Below are 20,535 nucleotides of genomic sequence, written 5' to 3'. Positions count from 1 at the left end.
AAAATGAGAAAAACATTAGCCAAGATTTCCATTGGTGTATTACTAATTGGTTGTGGAACCCCAAAACCTACAAATGACATAGCAACAAACCTCCCAATTGCAACTGCTATTGATCTCAGTAACGTAAAAGAAGATAAAGTACCTGTATTAATAAACCCTGGGCGTTTTACTCAGGATACGGTAAAATATCTTATTCCTAAAGTCGTTCAAGGGACTTATGCAGTAAGTGATTTTGGAAAGTTTGTAGACGATTTTAAAGCCTTTGATTATAATGGTAATGAGCTTAAAGCAGAAAAGAAAGATGCTAATACTTGGGTAATTGTAAATGCTAAAGAACTTGATAAAATAAGTTATTTGGTAAATGATACTTATGATATTGAAAATACCGAAATCGGAACTCCTTTTTCTCCTTCTGGAACGAATATAGAGCCAGACAATTATGTGTTGAATCTTCATGGTTTTATAGGTTATTTTGATGTATTAATGAATAACCAATATACGCTAGAGGTTAAGGCGCCAACCACTATGAAAAGAACTTCTGCACTACAAAAAACAAGCTCACAAGTTAGTAAAGATGGTTCTGTGACTACAGATAAGTATTTTGCCTCTCGATATTTTGAAATTACAGATAATCCAATGATGTATGGTAATCTAGATGTTGAAGAGTTTATGGTTGGCGATATAAAGATAGTTTTGAGTATTTATTCTCCAAATAAAGTGCATAGTGCTGCAAAAATAAAGGAGACCGTATTTAAAATGATGAAAGGGCAAAAAGCGTATCTAGGAGATATAAATAGTACTCCACGTTATGATATATATTTGTATTTATCTCCAACGGAGGAGAATGCCCCAATGGGATTTGGAGCATTAGAACACCATACATCTACAGTAGTAGTTTTGCCAGAACAAATGCCGGATGAGGCATTGGCATCAGCAATGATTGATGTTGTATCTCACGAGTTTTTTCATATTGTAACACCGCTAAGTGTACATTCTGAAGATGTTCATTACTTTGATTATAATGACCCTACTTTTTCTAAGCACCTATGGATGTATGAAGGGATTACAGAATATTTTGCCACACTTTTTCAGGTAAATCAGGGCCTTGTAGACGAGCAAGAGTTTTATGATAAAATAATGGGTAAAATTCAAAGTGCGAGTGGATTTGATGATACAATGAGTTTTACTGTAATGAGTGAAAATATATTAGAACAACCTTATGCCTCTAACTATGTTAATGTATACGAGAAAGGTGCATTGATAGGTATGTGTATCGATATTTTGATGCGCAAAGAAAGTAATGGTACTAGAGGTGTTTTGTCTTTAATGAAAGAATTATCTTTAAAATATGGTAAGAATAAACCTTTTGAAGATGATAAGATCATTGAAGAGATTACTGCAATGACATACCCTTCTGTAGGAGAGTTTTTGAAGACTCATGTAGAAGGTAAAACTCCTATCAATTATGATAAGTTTTTTGAAATGGTTGATCTTACTGTAATTTCTGAAAAAGTAGAAACTAATTACATACAGAATTCCGGAGCTTTGATTGTTGCCGGTAATGAAGAAAAGGAAACCATCTTTTTTACAGACTTAGTTTTGGATAATAGTTTTTGGGCAGAAAACGGAGCAAAACCTAATGATGATATTGTAGAAGTAAATGGAGTAAAATTAACATTGCAAAACGCTAATAATGTATTAGGTTCTACTTTTCAATGGAAAGAAGGGGATAAGATTAATGTTAAATTGAATAGAGCAGGAAAAGAAGTTATTATTGATACTAAAGTGACTAAATCCTATACAAAAGGAAGAAAACTTTCTGTAAATAAGACTCCAGAAAAAGAAAAAACTACACTTAGAGAAGCCTGGTTAAAAGGTTAATGTTTAGATAGTATAATTAAGTAAATTAAAAAGGCTAAATTCTTTGTTTCTTAACTTAGAATTTAGCCTTTCAAATTTATCCTTCTTCTTTATATGGAATAGTGTCTAGTATGTATTGTATTGCTTTTATTCGTGCTTCTGTTTTACGATCTGCTTCTATGATTACCCAAGGCGAAAGTTTTGTATCTGTTTGTTCAAACATTTTAACCTTATATTTGGTATACTCATCCCATAATTCTTGCGCTTTTTCATCTACAGGAGTCATTTTCCATTTTTTTAATGGACTGGATTTGATATCCTTAAACCTACGAACTTGCTCCTCTTTGGTAATAGAAAAATAAAATTTAATCAAATGCGTGTCAGATTCCAAAACCATTCTTTCAAAATCATTTACTTGCCCCATAAAGGTAGCGTATTGACCTTCTGTGCAAAATCCATTCACAGGCTCTACGACTGCTCGATTATACCAACTACGATCAAATAATACCATTTCACCTGGTTTGGGCAGCTGGTTGACGTAGCGCTGAAAATACCATTGCCCTTCTTCTTCACTAGTAGGTTTTGGTAATGCTATAATTCTGAAATGCCTTGGGTTTATATGTGAAGTTATTCTTCTAATAGCCCCTCCTTTTCCTGCTGCATCCCGACCTTCAAAAATGATGACTATCTTTTTCCCGTTAGTAATAGTCCAGTTTTGAAGTTTAATAAGTTCGATCTGAAGCTCCTTTAGCTTCATTTCATATTTAGTCATTCTTAATGCCTTATCGATATCTGTTTTTTTATCCATAAAAAGGTATTTCAGACCGATAGGGGAGTTTATTATTTCCAGATCTTCATCCGAAAAATTAGAGTGCTTTTTGTTTTTAATTTCAGTCATAAATCAGATGTCAATTTGTTCAATGAATCTATAGTACCTTGCAATTACATTGGGGTCTGGTAATAAGGTTGTTTTTGCCTGCGCTTTTCCGGTATAATCAAATCTTGATAATACATATCTCATACTTTCTAAACGAGCGGTTTTTTTATTATTAGTGTTAACAATTATCCAGGGACTAAATGTAGTATGTGTTTTTGAAAACATCTGTTCTTTATATTTGGTATACTTATTCCATAGCTCTTGTCCTTTCATGTCTACCGGGCTAAATTTCCATACCTTTAAAGGGTTTTGTAACCTAGAGTTAAAACGTTTTTTTTGCTCCTCTTTGGAAATAGAAAACCAAAACTTGATGACAATAATTCCATCTTCATATAGCATATGCTCAAATTCGGGAACCTGAACCATAAATTTTTTATATTGCTTATTGGTACAAAAACCCATAACAGGTTCTACAACAGCTCGATTATACCAACTACGATCAAAAAAGACAATCTCTCCAGGATTAGGTAATTCTTTAATGTATCTTCTGAAATACCATTGACCTTTTTCTACTTCTGTAGGTTTAGTCAGTGCTACAATTCGCATAGATCTTGGGTTAAGATGTTCTGTGAAACGCTTGATAGAACCTCCTTTACCTGCTGCATCTCTACCTTCAAAAATGACAGCTACACGCAGCTTCTTTTTGGCAATCCACTGCTGAAGGTTTACTAACTCAGCCTGTAGAAAACGTAATTCCTCTTCATACCGCAATTTTTGAAGTATTTTTTTGATGTTAATATTCTTTTGATCAGCGAGGGCGATCAAATTTTTTCGTTTTTTAACTTGATTAAGCTCTTCAAGTGTGAACATAAAATGTATACTATTATTGTTGGATGATATGTAAAGGTAAAAAGAAATAACTATTGATAAGGAATAGTTTTTTACACTTTTATAAGGAATATACATTAAAATTTCGGTGAAGCTCTAAAATACAATAATAAGTTTTGTGCCATCAAATTCAGTATAACCTCACTAAGGTTAATTTGATGAAACAAAAGAAAATGAAAAAAATTAAATGATATGGTCTACTATTGATGGTATAAAGCACTTTATACTTTCAGGTTTTAAGTTTGGCAATATGTTTTGAAAAAGCTTGGAGCTGTAGTAGAATTTGTAATATATAATTAAGATAATGTCGTTTAGTTAAGGGGGGATATTTAACACTTATTGTCATACAGGGTTTGTCGAAGTGCTTTACATTTTTTAATGGCTTCAACAGGTTCTTACTAATGACTAAGCTTAACTAAACGACATTGTTAATTGGGGGACTTTAATTTTGATTTCTCAGTTGTAAGAGGTGCTTAGAAATGTATTTTATAGCTTAGATTAGGAATAAATAATGCCTCTCGATATTCTTCTACACTTTGAGTCTTCAAATTATATCGATGCCCTAGGAATTCTTTGAAGTTATTAGCATTTATCACTTTAAAAGATAATTTCTGAGTAATTCTTTTGCGATTCCACTGGTAATTCAAAGTTACATGGGACACAAAGCTATTTTTTGTTTGTTCTGTAAAAGGTGTAGTTTCATTATAGACTACATCTTGATCAATATCAGACAAAGACGAATTTATTAATGAATATCTATCCCCTCCCTGAAGACTTAGTCTTAGGTTTAAACTCAAAAGGTTTTGTTTTTTCTTACCTATTAAAAATTCTTTACCTGCCAGTGCATTGACTAGATAGTTTCTATTAAAACGGGTGTTATACCATATATTAGTATCTGTTTGATATTCTGAGTTAAAAACAGATGCAGATATGAGATAGTAAAAACCATTATGAATGTATTTTTCGAGGGTTAAATCTATTCCATAATTTCTTCCAATTCCATCATTTATATAAGTATCATTGCTAAACCATTCTTTTTCGAGGTTGATTAAAGAAGTGGTTGTATTTGCAACAATTGGAATATCAAACAAGTGTTGATAATATGGTTCAATTCTTAGATGAAGATTATCACTAATATTCCAATCATAGCCCAGAACGAAATGATGCGCTTTAGAAAAATCTAGTTCTTTGTTTGGAAAAAGAGGGGCACCTTGAGATTTTGTGAAATATGTGTGTAGTTGTTCGATTCTGCTATGCAATCCATATCCAAAACTTAGCTTATTATTCTTGTTTAGTTCATAAGACAAGCCAAGTCGAGGTTCAATAGTGTAATTGTTATTAAGGGTAAACAGCTGAGAGTTTAATCCTATATTTAGAGTCAAATTCTTAAAAGTAAAAGTAGAGTTAGAGAAACCGGAAATTAGTGTGCTAAAACCTTTCTCAGAGACTAGAGTTTCTAGCGTATTTGTCTCGTTAGCTTCTTTTAGTAATAAGTCATAATTCATTCCCATTAAGTTAATTCCTGTTCTATTCGTGTGTTTCTTACTAAATTTTTTATTAAAGTAAGTTTTGAAAGAAATGGTATAATCGGTATTTTCTATAATGTTTTCTGGTTGAAATTGGAATGAGCTATCTAACCTATCGGTTTTAAATTTAAGTCCACTTGTCGAAATTGCTATGGTAGAGTTGAGATACGCATTGTTTTTAAAAAATAATCGGTGATTAATTCCTGCGGCGCCCATGAATTGTTTTGCGTCTTCATTTTCTTTATCCTGGTCATATACCCAGAGATTAGAATCTTTTTCGGCTGTAGTACCAGAGTTATCGATTAGACCAAGTCCCCAGAATGAAAACCTACCTAATTTTTTTGTATTAAAATTTAATTTGAAAGCCAGATCCTGATAGTTAGTGCCTTGAGCGTCTTCTGGTAACAGTGAAGAAATTAAACCTAAGGTCGAGTATCTGTAATTAACCAAATATGATGAATTCTTTTTGTTGTTTAAAGGACCTTCTGAAGCAAAGTCAATCCCTATTAATCCGATTTCGGCACTATGTTCATGCTTGGAAACGTTACCACTACGCATCCTCATATCGAACACTCCTGCCAATGCATTATTGTATTCTGCCGGAAAAGCTCCAGTAAAAAAATCAGAATTGGCTAATAGATTACTACTCAGAGCAGTTAGGCCACCACCGCCAAACGCTCCCAGATTGGCAAAATGATTGGGATTTGGTATTTCTATACCTTCCATTTTCCATTGAGTAAATTTTGGAGCATTACCTCTAATGATAATTGCATTATTACCAACGTTACTGGCGACTCCCGCAAAAGATGAAGCTAATCTCGCAGGATCATCAAACCCTCCGGCATATCTATTAGCTTCTTCTACACTTAGCATTTTGGCACTTACAGTAGCCATTCTATTTAAAGATTTTTCCTTTTGAACTCTTGGTGTTATTACAACTTCATCTAGTGTCGCGAGATTCTCTCTAAGGGCAATAGTAAGGTTTACTTCTTTGGCAGCGGTTAATAAAATATCTGTTACTATAACCGGTTCATACCCTATAAATGAAGCTTGGATATTATACCTTCCCACAGGAATGTTTTCTAGTAGAAATCTACCGTCTATATCAGAGGTAGTACCTATCAGAGGTTCAGAATCCAGAATAATAAGATTAGCAAAAGAAATGGGAGTTTGCGAAGACTCATCGATAACCTGACCTCTTATACTTTGTATAGATTCTTGGGTATAAACTGAAATAGAAAAACAAAATAGTAAAAAGAATAAAACAATTCTAGCCATATCATAAACATATTGATTGATATAGCAAATGTATTTAGTTAGGTACTGATTGAAAATACTGAATTATCAGTATTCTTATACCTATACCAATCCAAGTCGCGCCGCATAATCGATTGCTTCTATCGAGTTATTTGCTCCTAATTTCCTAAGGATGTTTTGTCTATGTGTATTTACCGTGTGTACACTAATAGATAGACTATTTGATATTTCTTTGCTTAGCAGTCCTTCTTTTACAAAACCAAGTATCTGGGTTTCTCTTTTGGATAAAGCAATGGCATCATTATTCAGTTGCATGATATGTTTGACTTCACCAGTTTTTATATTGATCAACTGACTTTGAATACCATCTAACTCTTCTTGATGCGGTGAGATATCCATAATACTCAATGCTAACCAAAGATTTCCACTTTTGTCTAATTCTAGCACTTGCTGCTGCTCTATTACTCTAACATACTTGCTCTCGGCATTTAGGATTCGATATTCACTCTGAAATTTATAATCTTTTTTATTAGATTTTGGCAATTGAGAATAATATTTGAGTACCGTAAGGGCATTTTGCATAAGATGAGTAAAATCTTTGGGATGTATTCTGGAGTTATAGTAATCAGTTCCGATTTTACTTATTTTATCCAGATCATAACCGAATAAATTGCCTAAGTTATAAGAGTTGAAAACATGTTCTTTTTTATAAAAATCAAAGACAGACAGCCCACTATTCTTTACCGATGCCATCTGATTAAGAAATGGGACTTGGTTTTCGAAGATGGTATAGTCTAATTCTGACGCAATAAAAGATTGTTGATTTATAATCTCATTATACTCTTGTGTTATTTGCTGTAATTCAATCATTCGGGGTATTGTGAATTATAAATATGTTTATCTGTACAAAGCTAAGGTTTTATACCAATTTTGATGTTAAAAGTATTTAAAAGAGCATTGGTAATCTGGGATAAAAACACCCATAGCACCCCTTCTGAAAAGGGGTATTCCCTATCTTATGAGGGTTCTTTTTGATCTCGAGGTGGTTAGAGTCGATAATTTATCAAATAGAAGAACTATTTTATCTGTAGGTAGGTGGTTCGAAGTACCTAGGGATCAAATCGAAGCGTGATTTATCGACTCGAACTACCTTGGTAGATGGTTAGAATTGTGATTGTATAAGTTCGAGTCATTTTTGAAACTCTACTGATACCATTGGACTAAATAAAAAATGTAAATATGTTTAAAAGAAATTTTGGAGTGAATTATAAAAGGCACAAATCAGTTCTTCAGGTTTTTTGTAAAATAAAATATGCTAATTAATTTGATCAAAACACTGCATATCAAATAATCAACAAAATTTGCCGTTGATTTGTTAATTACTTTGTAAGTAGGTTATTTTAATTTTGTGAGTGAAACGTTATATTAGCGAGCATTCTACCCAATATTTTATGAGCAAGGAAACCAAATATACCGAAGATAATATACGATCCCTCGACTGGAAAGAACATATCCGTATGCGTCCCGGGATGTATATAGGAAAACTAGGGGATGGATCTTCTGCAGATGACGGAATCTATATTTTACTAAAAGAAGTACTAGACAATTCTATTGATGAATATGTTATGGGTGCTGGTAAAACAATTGAGATTTCTATTCAAGGAGACAAAGTTATTGTAAGAGATTATGGTCGTGGTATTCCTTTGGGTAAAGTAGTAGATGTGGTATCTAAAATGAATACAGGGGGTAAATATGACTCTCGTGCATTCAAAAAATCTGTAGGACTTAATGGTGTTGGTACAAAGGCGGTTAATGCACTATCCACTTTTTTTAGGGTAGAATCTACACGTGATGGTAAATCAGCTTCTGCAGAATTTGAAAAGGGTAACCTTACCAATCAGGAATCTTTAGAAGAAACATCACGTAGGCGAGGAACCAAAGTATCTTTTGTTCCTGACAATACAATTTTTAAGCATTATAAGTATCGTACAGAGTATGTGGCCAAAATGCTTAAAAATTATGTATACCTTAATCCTGGATTGACAATCGTTTTTAATGGAGAGAAATATTTCTCTGAAAATGGATTAAAAGATTTACTTTCTGATACGATAAACCTAGAAGATAGGTTATATAATATTATTCATTTAAAAGGAGATGATATTGAGATCGCTATTACCCATAGTAAAACACAGTATAGTGAGGAGTATCATTCTTTTGTAAATGGGCAGCACACAACCCAAGGGGGTACGCATCAGGCTGCATTTAGAGAAGCGGTGGTAAAAACGGTTAGGGAGTTTTATGGCAAAAGTTATGAAGCTAGTGATATACGTAAGTCAATCGTATCTGCTATAAGTATTAAGGTAATGGAACCTGTTTTCGAAAGTCAGACCAAAACCAAACTGGGGTCGACAGAAATGGGAGATAAATTGCCTACTGTACGAACATATATTAATGATTTTGTAAAAACCAAATTAGATAATTTCCTTCACAAAAATTCTGAGACCGCAGAAAGCTTACAGCGAAAAATATTGCAGGCAGAACGTGAACGAAAAGATTTATCAGGAATTCGTAAGCTAGCAAAAGAAAGAGCAAAGAAAGCTAGTTTGCACAATAAAAAGTTAAGAGATTGCAGGATCCACCTTACCGATAGTAAAAAAGATCGTAATCTCGAAAGTACCTTATTTATTACAGAGGGAGATTCTGCAAGTGGATCGATTACAAAATCAAGAGATGTTAATACTCAAGCAGTGTTTAGCCTAAGAGGGAAACCTCTCAATAGCTACAACATGAGTAAAAAGATTGTTTATGAAAATGAAGAATTTAATCTTTTACAAGCAGCATTAAATATAGAAGAATCTTTAGAAGATTTGAGATATAATAATATTGTGATCGCTACCGATGCCGATGTTGATGGGATGCATATTCGTTTGTTATTGATCACTTTCTTTTTGCAGTTTTTTCCAGAAGTAATAAAAGAAGGACATTTGTATATTCTTCAAACTCCATTATTTAGAGTGCGGAATAAAAAGGAAACAATTTATTGCTATTCTGAACAGGAACGAAGAGATGCTATTGCAAAATTATCAGGTAAACCAGAGATTACTCGATTTAAGGGATTAGGTGAAATCTCTCCAGATGAATTTGTACACTTTATCGGGGATGATATACGTTTAGATCCTGTAATGCTGGATAAAGAAAAATCAATAGAAGAATTGCTGTCTTTTTATATGGGAAAAAATACTCCGCAACGACAAGAATTTATTATTGATAACCTAAAAGTAGAATTGGATACAATAGAAGAAGAAGTGTAAGGAAATTGGAATTTTGAGTTAAAAAGGAAGCTTAATAATTGGTTTTAGAGATCTTCCTTTATCTCATTAAACTTTTAAAATAAGCCCTGGAAATTATATATGGATTTGGAAAACGAAAACGAAGAATTACATCACGAATCTACCAACGAAGATCATCAACCGCAGGAGGTGATTACTAAGGTCACAGGAATGTATAAAGACTGGTTTCTGGATTACGCATCTTATGTAATCCTAGAACGGGCAGTACCTGCGATTGAAGATGGTTTAAAACCAGTACAAAGGCGTATTCTTCATTCTATGAAGGATTTAGATGATGGTAGATACAATAAAGTTGCTAATATTGTGGGGCACACAATGCAGTATCATCCCCATGGAGATGCCAGTATAGCAGATGCAATGGTGCAAGTAGGACAAAAAGAACTACTTATTGATATGCAAGGTAACTGGGGAAATATTCTTACTGGAGACAGAGCAGCTGCTTCTCGATATATTGAAGCCCGTTTATCCAAGTTTGCATTAGATGTAGTATATAATCCCAAAGTTACTGATTGGCAACTATCATATGATGGAAGAAAAAAAGAGCCAATTAATCTTCCGGTCAAATTTCCTTTACTATTAGCACAAGGGGCAGAAGGTATTGCTGTTGGTTTAAGTACCAAAATTTTACCCCATAATTTTATTGAACTGATAGGAGCATCTATTAAACATTTGCAAGGAAAACGATTTACAATCTTACCAGATTTTCCTACTTCGGGTATTGCAGATTTTACAAACTATAATGATGGTAATCGTGGTGGTAAAGTTAGGGTACGTGCTAAAATATCACATTTGGAAAAGAATACTTTGGTGATTACCGAGATACCTTTTTCTACAACCACTACTTCTTTAATAGACTCTATCCTTAAGGCAAATGAAAAAGGAAAGATAAAGATTAAAAAAATAGAAGATAATACTGCGGCAAACGTAGAAATATTGATACATCTCCCTTCTGGAATTTCTCCTGATAAAACAATAGACGCATTATATGCTTTTACGAATTGTGAAGTATCTATTTCGCCCTTGGGCTGTGTTATAGAAGATAATAAACCTAATTTTATTGGCGTTTCCGAAATGCTTCGCCGTTCAACAGATAATACAGTAGAGTTATTAAAGAAGGAGCTTGAGATCCAGTTACAAGAATTACAGGAACAATGGCATTTTGCATCATTAGAAAGGATATTTATAGAAAACCGTATCTATCGGGATATTGAAGAAGTAGATACATGGGAAGGGGTTATCCAAGCTATTGATAAAGGATTGCAGCCCCATATAAAACACCTTAAGAGAGCGGTTACCGAAGAAGATATCGTACGATTAACTGAGATACGAATAAAACGTATTTCTAAATTTGATATAGACAAAGCCCAACAAAAAATTGAAGCCCTCGAAGGAGATATAGCAAAGGTAAAGCATAACCTAGAACACCTTGTAGAGTTTGCTATAGATTATTTTAAAAGGCTGAAAACGACATATAGTAAAGGAAAAGAACGCAAAACAGAAATCAGAATTTTTGATGATATTGAAGCCACCAAAGTGGTGATTCGAAACACCAAACTATACGTAAATAAAGAAGAAGGGTTTATAGGAACTTCATTGCGTAAAGATGAATATGTTGCTGATTGCTCAGATATTGATGATATAATTTGTTTTACTGCCGAAGGGAAATTAATGATTACCAAAGTAGGTTCCAAGACTTTTATTGGTAAGAATATTATTCATGTTGCAGTTTTTAAGAAAAAAGATAAGCGTACAATTTATAACCTGATTTATCAAGACGGTAGAGGAGGAGCATCATATGTAAAGCGTTTTGCTGTAACGAGTGTGACTAGAGATAAAGAATATGATCTTACTCAAGGAAAAAAAGGATCTAAGATTACATATTTCTCGGCAAACCCTAATGGCGAAGCCGAAGTAATAACCATTCTTTTGCGTCAGGCAGGAAGTATTAAGAAACTAAAATTTGATCTCGATTTTGCAGATTTACTCATTAAAGGAAGAGGAGTAAAAGGAAATATTGTGACCAAATATAATATCAAACGTATAGAATTGAAGGAACAAGGTGTTTCTACATTAAAACCTCGAAAAATATGGTTTGATGACTCCGTACAGCGACTTAACGTAGACGGAAGAGGGGATCTGTTGGGAGAATTTAGAGGTGAAGATCGTATTTTGATAATCACGCAAAGAGGAGTTGTAAAAACAATGATTCCTGAGATGACCTTGCATTTTAACTCTGATATGATCGTTCTGGAAAAATGGAAACCTAAAAAACCAATTTCTGCAATTTATTGGGATGGCGAGAAGGAGCGATACTATGTAAAACGTTTTCTTGTTGAGGCTGCTGATCGAGAAGAAGTATTTATTACTGAACATCCAAAATCATTCTTAGAGGTTATTTCTACAGATTATAAACCAGTAGCAGAAATTGTATTTAGTAAACTCAGAGGAAAAGATCAACGACCCAGCGAAGAAGTAAACTTAGAAGAGTTTATTTCTATAAAAGGATCTAAAGCCCTTGGAAATCAATTGACAACACATAAAGTTAAACAGGTCAATTTATTAGACCCAATACCATACGAAGAACCAGAATCAATCCCTACTGAAGAAATAGAGGTAATAGAGGAAGAGAGCGTATCTTCGGAAGAAGGGAAAACATCAACTAACAAAACTTCTTCTAAATCAGAACAACAAGATGAAGAAGGAGAAGGGGGAGAACAGGCTAGTTTGTTTTAAAATTTTATAATAACGGTTCAATCAAATACTAAAAAGCTGTTTAAAAAGTATATCTTTTAAACAGCTTTTTTAACTATTGTTTTTTGATTACCACTCTAGTTTTGAGTAGTTCTTTTTGAGATAATTTTTGACTTCAATGATATCATCCTTAGCTGTAAGGTCAGGAACATGTTCTGACATCGGAATACCAATTGTAGTTTTAGGGTGATCTTTTATCATATTAAGTAGTGCGGTAGGCAATTCTTTTTCATTTCTTTCTGGATGAATAGGACACTCTTTTAAGTACTTATGCATTTTGGCCCCGTCAAATTTGAAAGCATTCATGCTTATTCTAATTTTACCCAAAGAATCTCTATAATTCTCAACATTATCTGGAGAAGGCTTTTCTATGATATCTAATAAATGCCCATCATCATCCAATTTGGCTACTGCAAAACGTGAAATACGTTCTGATGGAAAAACAAGTGCGTCTCTATCGTAGCCTATAAAGGCATTTGAGCTTGTAGTTTCTCTTAAAGATTGTAAAGCTGCAACAGAATAAAGATTATCACTATTACAAACTGTATAGCTAGTGGTATTGAGTTCTGGGTACTGTTCTGTGGCCTGAAATAGGGCATCAGTGGTGCCAAAGGGTTTAATTCTACCTTCAGGGATATACTGGGTAGCAAAAGAAATAGAAAGCCCATTAAAAGTGTTGTTACTGTCTTTATTACCATAAAAATCTTTAAACAAAGCTCCTTGTTCACCAATTACTATGTAAATATTAGTATAACCAGCTTTTTTTGCGTTATACAAGACGTAGTCCAGTAGAGGTCTTCCTTGCTCTCCTACACCAATTAATCCTTTACTACGTTCATTGGCTTGCTGTATATCTTCTTGGGTGAGACCTTTATCCTGTGTACTGGGCTTTTTCATCCTAGAGGAAGCTCCTCCTGCTAAAATCACTAAATTTGAATGCATACTTGTATTTTTTGTTTTATTTTGGTTCAATAATTTGGGCTCCAGAGTCTACATGTACAGAATAAGCATTTTTTGCTCCTGCTTCAATAAGAGCAGAAATCAACTTTTCTTCTTGTCCAATAGGTGCTAATACTACAATACTACCTCCACGACCAGATCCAACTATTTTTGCACCTAGTGCGCCAGCTTGTATAACACCATCTATCATTCTATCGATTTTGGGAACAGTAATCTTTAAGTATTCTTTTAGAATATAGTGATGTTCGTTCATCAGAATACCAATTTTTTGTGTATCTAATGAGTCTTTTTTAAATTCTACACGAGCTTTTTGGGTGATATCGTGATTTAAAATTGCTGCTTTGAGGTATATCTTTAGATGATCAGGTACATGTAGGAGATAACTCTCCATCTTTTCTTTTGTGGCGGTTTGAATATCAAAATCCGGAGATTTTTCCTTTACAGTATTAATTGCCAGGATTGCTTTGTCTTTAAGTTCTTTTAGAACACCAGTTGTTTCTTTTGGTATTCCTGATTCTGCAACGATTAAGCCATGTAAGGGTTTACCAAAGGTTTCATAATTCAAAAAGTCACCAGTTTCAAGGAATAATATATTGCCTAGACCGATACTGTATTGATCCATTTTGCCTCCGGGAGCTCCATCAAAGAGAACTTCTGCCTCATATGCGATTCGTGAAACAAATTCTTTTGTTACGGTTTGGTTACATCCATAAGCGGCTATAAGAAATCTGATCCATGCAATAATGACTGCACTAGAGCTAGAAGTACCTGCATTGATAGGTATATTTCCTGTGATTGTAATGTTGTATCCTTGATCAGGGATACAATTATAAGTTCTCAATATTTTTAAGGTGGCTAATAAGTGATCCCCCTTATCAACAGTAGTTATTTTTTTATTTATGTTAATGGTTCTGGTTTCATCCAAATCCTTTTTAAAAATGATTAATTCTTCACCGTCATTTGCCTCGGCTGTTATGGTTATATATCTATTGATTGCACAGGCAATTACAGGTAGTCCCAAATAATCCTGATGATCTCCAAAAAGACAAGTTCTTCCGGGGGCTCTCGAAATAATTGTATTTATTTTGTTAGTGTCCAATGTGTTGTAGATTAGTATTTTAAGTTAAATTTTTTGAGGTTTTTACTATAGTAATTGAAGCGAATATAATAATGTATTATGAATAAAAAAAGAAATTTGATAAAATAGTGTGTACGTACACACTATTTTGTTTATTAGCATTTACTTTTAACTTTTTGATTTAGTTTTTTACTTATTTTAGTGCTATGAAAAAAAAATATACGATTAGGGATATTGCCTCCATATCTGGTGTTTCTATTGGTACAGTTGATAGAGTAATACATAATAGAGGTAAAGTTTCAAAGGATGCTTCGGATAGAGTGAATGCAGCTATAAAAGAATTTGATTATCGCCCGAATCCAATTGCAAGGACTTTAAAAAACAATATTGTGTATCGTATAGATCTTTTGATTCCTAATCCAGATAAAGACTCCTACTGGAAACCATGTATTGACAGGGTAAATGGCGTTATATCAGAGTTTAGTACTTTTGATATAGAGGTTAATATACGTTTTTTTGACCCTTCGAGTTCTCTTTCTTTTGTACGTATTGGCAATCAGATCTGGCGTAATAACCCTAATGCAATATTGCTTGTTCCTTTATTTGAAAGAGAGACAGATAAGTTGATAACTAAATGTAAAGAGTCAAATATATTTGTTGGAACTTTTAATAGTTTACCCAAAGTTGATATTGGGGTGCACGTTGGGCAAAACCTATTTTTAAGTGGTCGAGTGGCGGCTAGGCTAATACATACAACTGTAACGAATTGTTCTAAAATTGTTATTGCCCATGTAGATGAGTCTTATAATAATGCAGCTCATATGAGAGAGAAGGAGCGGGGTTTTATGTCGTATTTTAATGAGAAGGAAAATACTGATATACCAGTACTTAAACTAAATAGGGATGAATTTCATTCTGGATTCAAGAGTTTTATAAATGACCACCCTGATATAGAAGCGATATTTGTAACAACTTCAAAAGCCTATAAAGTAGTAAAAGAATTACATACTCTAAACAAACAAGATATAGTTATAGTTGGATATGATTTATTAGATGAAAATGTTAGATACCTAGAACAGGGAGATATTTCTTTTTTAATTCATCAAAATCCTGGGAAACAAGCTTCTTTAGGGTTGCGATATTTGATAAACAAATTGTTATTTAATAAACAGATCCCGGAGCAGAGGTTACTTCCAATTGATATTATTAATTCAGAAAATGTGGTGAGTTATATCAGTGATTAGTAGTTATTTATACTATGTCTTTTTTACAAATTTAGTAAGAATCACTATATGTTGACCACTAACTCTACCTTCTATATGTTCTGAGTTATCATGTACGAGTGAAATATTCCTAACGGGAGTACCTCTTTTGGCAGTAAAATTTGCTCCTTTTACTACAAGGTCTTTAATTAAAACAACAGAATCACCAGCTTGCAAAATTGCACCATTGGCATCAATATGTTTTATAGTATCTTCCTGGTTATCGCCTTCTCCTGTTGCATTTGCCCAAGCCAACATGTCTTCGTCCATATACAACATATCCAACAAGTCCTGTGGCCAGCCTTCAGATTTTATTCTGTTCAGCATTCTCCAAGCCATTACTTGCACAGCAGGAACCTCACTCCACATGCTATCATTAAGGCAACGCCAATGATTAACATCTACTTTATCAGGGTCCTCAATTTGTTCGAGGCATGCTTGAGAAATTAAAATATGAGAGTCCAGTCCTGTACCAGGGGATTTGGGTACTTCGTAAACTTTTAGATCTTCGGTTACACCAGATAATTCACATGTAGACCCGCTACGCTTATTTAATTCTCTTTCTAGACTCATTATAATACACGATTTGATGTGTTGTTTATTATTGCAAAAGTGCATTAAAATTTGGAATAATGATAATGTCTTAATGATTTATTTAGTAATGAGGGTACATAAGACCAAATCATAGTATAGTGTCAAAACTACAATTGGGATTTTAAGAATAATCCCACAAATATGATGGCTTAATCTGTAAAACAATTATAAGTATAAAATTTAGGAAATTATATTGAGCTTCATACCACAAAAATAATTTTGGTGCAAAATGTAAAATAAATGATATTAAATTCTAGTTAGAAGGTATGGGGGCTAATAGTTTTTGTTGTATTTTATTGATAAATAGTGTAGTGCGGTTTTAGTTGTAGTTACTTATAGAGAAAAAGCATTTTCATTTTTGGATGCAATAAATTAAAAGAAGACCACCGTATAAGGCAGTCTTCTTGGTATTATTTCTTAATTATGAGATATATACACATCTCCCTCTTTCACATACCAACTCTCCACCATCTCCGGGACCACAATCTTCATCTCTCACACATTCCAAGCAGCAATTGCTACCGCTACCAGTAATGCTATCTTGTTGTTTTTTGTTAAGTGTTGATACCCCTTTTAAATTTAAAATTTTCTGTAACATGATTTAATATATTTATTGGTTAAGCATATAAAACACTATAATGATTTTAAATATTGCTTAAAAAAAAGATTTAACAATTGTTTTGGAAAACCCCAACTTATAATAATTTGAAAAAGAGAATGTTATGAGGTTTTTTGGATTTTGTCAAGAAGGGGGATTCCTACTTGTTTATTTTTATAGGAAGTAGTTTTTTATAAGAAAAACATCTCCAAATCCATTCTAAAGGACCGTAAACAAAATAACTTAGCCATATTTTACTAAATATAATTTGTACTATAAACACTACAATTGCTAATAGAGCTGTTTGATACGGACTAAGTGTTTCATATAGTTGAAAACCAATAGATGAAAAAATAAATAATCCAATAACACTGTGCATAATATAATTTGTTAGTGCCATCCTTCCTACATAAGTAAGAGGGGAGAATATTTTTTTCCAGATCGGAAAACGTACTAACCATACTATAAGCCATAGATAAAAAAGCCCCATTATTAAATCGGAGATTACCATAAGTTTGATAAAAACCGAATGTAATACTTCATTCCGATAGAAGTCATATTTTGGGAGTAGAAATAGAAATATAAGCCGATAAATGTTTGATAAGATGACTATACTTAGTACCGGTTTTTTTATTTTTTCTACTACTGCATCTATAGAATATACAAAGTTATTTTTTCCGAAATATATCCCCAAAAGAAACATAGAGAGTGCTATCGGAGCAAGATACAGAAACAAGACAGGAATATTAGAAATGTATTCTAGAATTCGAAGGTGAATTCCTGATAAATATGATCCATTTCTTATAGTTGTTGTTATTTCTTCTGAAGAAAATTGCTCTATAAATTGTGAAGGGGAGAAATTGATCCATTGGGCAAAGAACCCAAAAATATGATCATAAAAAGGAAAGATCAGCAACAGTATGATTAGACTTAGTAGTAAATTATTAGATTTTTTTATTAGAAAAGCAGTAAGTAGCCCAAGTATAGCATATAGATGTATAACATCGCCAGACCAGAACAATATAATATGCAAAGCTCCAAAAATGAATAATATAATCATACGCCTTAAGAAAAAACCAAAAGAATATTCATTTTTTTCTATACGGTTCTTTATTTGCATAGCAATACCAAGCCCAAAAAGAAAAGAAAAGATGGGAAAAAACTTACTATAAAAAAACAGTTGAAGTATACGAACAGATAACTGATCAAGATGGGATGTCCATTGTTGACTAAATGTATCTTGATTAATAAAAGTGCAATTCATAATCTCAATATTGACCATGAAAATTCCAAAAACTGCAAAACCACGAAATATATCCAAAACTTCAATTCTCTTCTGAGTAGTAGTAGGAGTAGTATTCATTTAATAGTTCATTGTATATTTGGTGGTGATAATTTGAGTTGCATACTAGCAGTTCAAAATAAAATCAATTTTACGATCAAATTAAGAAGTACATTAAAGTCGTTTAATTATCTTTTAGCGTTACTGTTTCCAAAATTTCTCTAATTTGCTTAGTGCTCATTTTTTTGTCGGTATTAATTCCAACCCATAATTCCTTTTTATAAGGATCGTTATGTAACGGCACTAAATTTACACTTGAGTAATTCTCGACGTTCTTATTTTTCCAAATCGCGATTGTTCGTTGATAATTATTAATAGTGTCAGTTTTAATTTCATAATATTCGAAATCATCAGATTCCTTTTTAGAAATAGGAAGAGGGATTTTGAATTCTGTGTTTTCGAACTCAAAACTATAATAATATTCACAAATTGTATTTTGACCTTTACTTAAAACTATACTATCATGCATTACTTTTAAACTGAGGTTTTTTATTTTTTTTGTAATCTCCAATGGATTAATTCGATTATCCTTATCACGATAGGGTTGTAAATCTATTAACTTTAAAAATAATTGCGTACTCTTTTGGTCGAGTTCCTTTTTATTATTTTCATAGAATTGTTCTTTAGTTATAGGTGGACGAGGAGAGTATAATCCATAATCAAAATGAAAAGTAGTATTGTCATTTTCTATTTTACCAATATATGAGTCAATTCCCTTTTGTTTTTTAAATTTAAAATCTACCGGAACAATAATACTAAAAGATTTAAAATCAATTAAGTGATTTTGCCCGTCTTCTTGTTTAACATATACAACATCTTTATCGCAACTAGATAGTTGTAACAAAATTATGAGTACTATGATGATTTTTTTTGGTTCTATAGTATTTATGTTAGTTATACAATTTCAAAAACAGTAATTAGATGTTATTATATATACATCAAAAACAATTATTTAGCTTTTGTTTACTTTTTTGCCTTTTTTCCGAAGTTTAAAGTTTAAAAACTCAATAAACAGAGAAAATGCAATCGTAAAATATAAATATCCTTTAGGTATTACACCTACTTCACTTTCAAATATTTGAAGATGAGCTAGGTGTGCTGCTTCTGCAATTAGCATAAAACCAATTAAAATTAGAAACGAAAGTCCTAGAATTTGAACAGAAGGATGTTTGTTTACAAAACGACCTACGGGAGTCGCAAAAATCATCATTACAAGTACAGAAATAACAACCGCAATAATCATTAATATTAATGCATCGTTTGGATCATCACTTAATCCATTTGTCATACCTACAGCGGTTAAGATAGAATCAAATGAAAAGACTACATTTATTAACGTAATTTGCACAATGGCATTGGAAAGAGAAGAGGAGCTTTTGGCTTGTATTTCTTTTTCTTCTTCCCCTTTTTCATCAACTTTTTCATGAATTTCGTGCACACTTTTATATAACAGAAAAATACCTCCACCAAATAAGATAAGGGCTTGCCCACTAATCCCAGCTTCAATCCAAGGAAGATTGATATGCCAGAAAGGAGCTTCCATAGCAACTAATAACGAAATCCCGAATAATAATACTATTCGCATTATCATCGCAAGTAATAATCCAATATTTGTAGCTTTTTTCTGTTGTTTGTCCGGTAATTTACTGGATGCTAATGAAATAAAAATGATATTATCGATACCAAGAACAATTTCTAAAAAAGTAAGTGTTAATAAAGCGACCCAGGCATCAACTGAAGTAAAAATTTCAAACATTATTTTATTTTTTTTGCGGTTCCACGTTGTTTTTTGGCAGCACCAACTAGTCCATATTCAAAAGTATATGTGTTTTTGTTGGTATTCAATATTTTCATATGAATAGCTTTCTCTTCAGCCATATTTTTTGGATGTAAATTTTGCACAATATACTCACAATTATTAATCCATCGAATACTGGCAGTATCACTTTTTCCTTTGAAATAATCAATTTCTATAGAGTCATTACGAACAAAGGTAGTTTTTACAAGTTCGCCATCTAGAAAAGTTTCAAATTCAAATGTACCTGTATGAAAGTTTGTACAATCACGTTCTTGATTATAACAACTACTTAGAAGTAGTGTGCAGAAAAAGAGTAAAGCAATTCCCTTCATAGATAATTTTAAATAAAAAACGAAAGTAAATCTATTTATAGAAAGTTAATAGTTGAGAATAA

At 32.7% G+C, this 20,535-nt stretch carries 16 protein-coding genes; 4 read left to right on the top strand and 12 right to left on the bottom strand.

Translation table 11 applies throughout. The features are described 5' to 3' along the window. Positions 1-3: 3 nt before the first annotated feature. Entirely contained in the window at positions 4-1,881 is a 1,878-nt protein-coding gene (locus C1X07_RS02960) for a M61 family metallopeptidase (protein ID WP_103068469.1), read from the top strand. Between the two features lie 76 nt (positions 1,882-1,957). Here C1X07_RS02960 and ppk2 (C1X07_RS02955) read toward each other — a convergent pair whose 3' ends face one another. The 4 genes from ppk2 (C1X07_RS02955) to C1X07_RS02940 all read right to left on the bottom strand — a co-directional run bounded on the left by ppk2 (C1X07_RS02955) (position 1,958) and on the right by C1X07_RS02940 (position 7,278). Beyond that, complete coding sequence (ppk2, locus tag C1X07_RS02955) at positions 1,958-2,758, bottom strand: polyphosphate kinase 2 (protein WP_206604200.1); 801 nt, start codon at positions 2,756-2,758, stop codon at positions 1,958-1,960. Between the two features lie 3 nt (positions 2,759-2,761). Continuing rightward, positions 2,762-3,607, bottom strand: a complete 846-nt coding sequence (gene ppk2 / locus C1X07_RS02950) for a polyphosphate kinase 2 (RefSeq protein ID WP_103068468.1) — start codon at positions 3,605-3,607, stop codon at positions 2,762-2,764. Positions 3,608-4,098: 491 nt separating this feature from the next. Continuing rightward, positions 4,099-6,429 carry a TonB-dependent receptor gene (locus tag C1X07_RS02945; protein ID WP_103068467.1) on the bottom strand — a complete coding sequence of 777 codons (2,331 nt, stop codon included), beginning with the start codon at positions 6,427-6,429 and terminating at the stop codon, positions 4,099-4,101. Positions 6,430-6,510: 81 nt separating this feature from the next. Then, positions 6,511-7,278: a LuxR C-terminal-related transcriptional regulator gene (locus tag C1X07_RS02940; protein WP_103068466.1), complete on the bottom strand. Its 768-nt coding sequence runs from the start codon at positions 7,276-7,278 to the stop codon at positions 6,511-6,513. 581 nt (positions 7,279-7,859) lie between these two features. On the opposite strand from C1X07_RS02940, the gene C1X07_RS02935 reads away from it, so the two are divergent. Together C1X07_RS02935 and C1X07_RS02930 are read left to right on the top strand one after the other, a co-directional pair. After that, entirely contained in the window at positions 7,860-9,719 is a 1,860-nt protein-coding gene (locus tag C1X07_RS02935; RefSeq protein ID WP_103068781.1) for a DNA topoisomerase IV subunit B, read from the top strand. A gap of 99 nt (positions 9,720-9,818) precedes the next feature. After that, positions 9,819-12,491: a DNA gyrase/topoisomerase IV subunit A gene (locus C1X07_RS02930; protein ID WP_103068465.1), complete on the top strand. Its 2,673-nt coding sequence runs from the start codon at positions 9,819-9,821 to the stop codon at positions 12,489-12,491. A gap of 87 nt (positions 12,492-12,578) precedes the next feature. Here C1X07_RS02930 and C1X07_RS02925 read toward each other — a convergent pair whose 3' ends face one another. After that, positions 12,579-13,451, bottom strand: coding sequence for a sugar phosphate nucleotidyltransferase (locus tag C1X07_RS02925; protein ID WP_103068780.1), 873 nt, complete (start codon positions 13,449-13,451; stop codon positions 12,579-12,581). A gap of 16 nt (positions 13,452-13,467) precedes the next feature. Continuing rightward, positions 13,468-14,568 carry a mevalonate kinase family protein gene (locus tag C1X07_RS02920; RefSeq protein ID WP_241507176.1) on the bottom strand — a complete coding sequence of 367 codons (1,101 nt, stop codon included), beginning with the start codon at positions 14,566-14,568 and terminating at the stop codon, positions 13,468-13,470. A gap of 185 nt (positions 14,569-14,753) precedes the next feature. On the opposite strand from C1X07_RS02920, the gene C1X07_RS02915 reads away from it, so the two are divergent. Then, positions 14,754-15,791 (top strand): substrate-binding domain-containing protein, encoded by a 1,038-nt coding sequence (locus tag C1X07_RS02915; RefSeq protein WP_103068464.1) that lies wholly within the window; start codon positions 14,754-14,756, stop codon positions 15,789-15,791. A 12-nt stretch (positions 15,792-15,803) separates the two neighbouring features. On the opposite strand, the gene C1X07_RS02910 is transcribed toward C1X07_RS02915, so the two are convergent. The 6 genes from C1X07_RS02910 to C1X07_RS02890 all read right to left on the bottom strand — a co-directional run bounded on the left by C1X07_RS02910 (position 15,804) and on the right by C1X07_RS02890 (position 20,473). Continuing rightward, entirely contained in the window at positions 15,804-16,382 is a 579-nt protein-coding gene (locus C1X07_RS02910) for a PhnA domain-containing protein (protein ID WP_103068463.1), read from the bottom strand. Between the two features lie 442 nt (positions 16,383-16,824). Continuing rightward, complete coding sequence (locus tag C1X07_RS24900) at positions 16,825-17,001, bottom strand: hypothetical protein (RefSeq protein ID WP_164914079.1); 177 nt, start codon at positions 16,999-17,001, stop codon at positions 16,825-16,827. A gap of 160 nt (positions 17,002-17,161) precedes the next feature. Next, positions 17,162-18,364: a DUF418 domain-containing protein gene (locus tag C1X07_RS02905; RefSeq protein WP_103068462.1), complete on the bottom strand. Its 1,203-nt coding sequence runs from the start codon at positions 18,362-18,364 to the stop codon at positions 17,162-17,164. Between the two features lie 103 nt (positions 18,365-18,467). After that, positions 18,468-19,187: a hypothetical protein gene (locus tag C1X07_RS02900; protein ID WP_103068461.1), complete on the bottom strand. Its 720-nt coding sequence runs from the start codon at positions 19,185-19,187 to the stop codon at positions 18,468-18,470. A gap of 108 nt (positions 19,188-19,295) precedes the next feature. After that, positions 19,296-20,099 (bottom strand): TerC family protein, encoded by an 804-nt coding sequence (locus tag C1X07_RS02895; protein WP_103068460.1) that lies wholly within the window; start codon positions 20,097-20,099, stop codon positions 19,296-19,298. After that, positions 20,099-20,473 (bottom strand): DNA topoisomerase IV, encoded by a 375-nt coding sequence (locus C1X07_RS02890; RefSeq protein ID WP_103068459.1) that lies wholly within the window; start codon positions 20,471-20,473, stop codon positions 20,099-20,101. The genes C1X07_RS02895 and C1X07_RS02890 overlap by 1 nt, the downstream gene beginning before the upstream one ends. Positions 20,474-20,535: the final 62 nt, after the last annotated feature.

This window comes from Aquimarina sediminis, from assembly GCF_002895435.1.
Classification (GTDB): domain Bacteria; phylum Bacteroidota; class Bacteroidia; order Flavobacteriales; family Flavobacteriaceae; genus Aquimarina; species Aquimarina sediminis.
Note: the sequence above shows the minus strand (reverse complement) of the source record. Positions and strands in the feature narration are given on the sequence as shown.